The organism is Microbacterium sp. zg.Y909, assembly GCF_024626565.1.
In genome coordinates this window covers 1-512 of sequence record NZ_JANJFJ010000689.1, presented here as the reverse complement: position 1 = coordinate 512, position 512 = coordinate 1, and the positions used below count along the sequence as shown (strand labels likewise).

The 512-nt window shown below is 71.1% G+C and carries 1 protein-coding gene; it reads right to left on the bottom strand.

The features are described from left to right. On the bottom strand, positions 1-512 hold a 512-nt coding region (locus NQ160_RS24160), incomplete at both ends, for a Gfo/Idh/MocA family protein (protein ID WP_257517507.1).

Genomic DNA, 512 nt, shown 5'->3' with positions numbered 1-512 from the left:
CCGGCGATCGCACGCACGAGGTCGACGATCTGGTGCGTGAACAGGTGCTCGTATCCGAGCCCGTGGCCGGCCGGCCACCACGCGTCGGCGTAGGGATGCTCGGGCTCGTTGGCCTGGATGCGACGGAACCCCTGCTCGCCGGCGGGGTCGGACGCGTCGTAGAACTCCAGCTCGTTCATCGCCCGGAAGTCGAACGCGATCGAGCCGCGGTCGCCGTTGATCTCGATGCGGTTGGAGTTGCGATGCCCCGTCGCCAGGCGCGTCGCCTCGAAGACCCCCATCGCCCCACCGGCGAACCGGGCCGTGAACGCGGCCGCGTCGTCGACGGTGACGGTCTGCCGGGGTGCGTCGGCCTGGGCGCGCCCGCCGAGCCCCACCTGTTCGTCAAGCACGGGACGCGTCGGAACGAAGGTGCGCATGATCGCGCTGACCCCGACGATGGCGTCGCCGGTCAGCCACTGCGCGGTGTCGATGCTGTGGGCGCCGATGTCTCCGAGAGTTCCGGAGCCGGC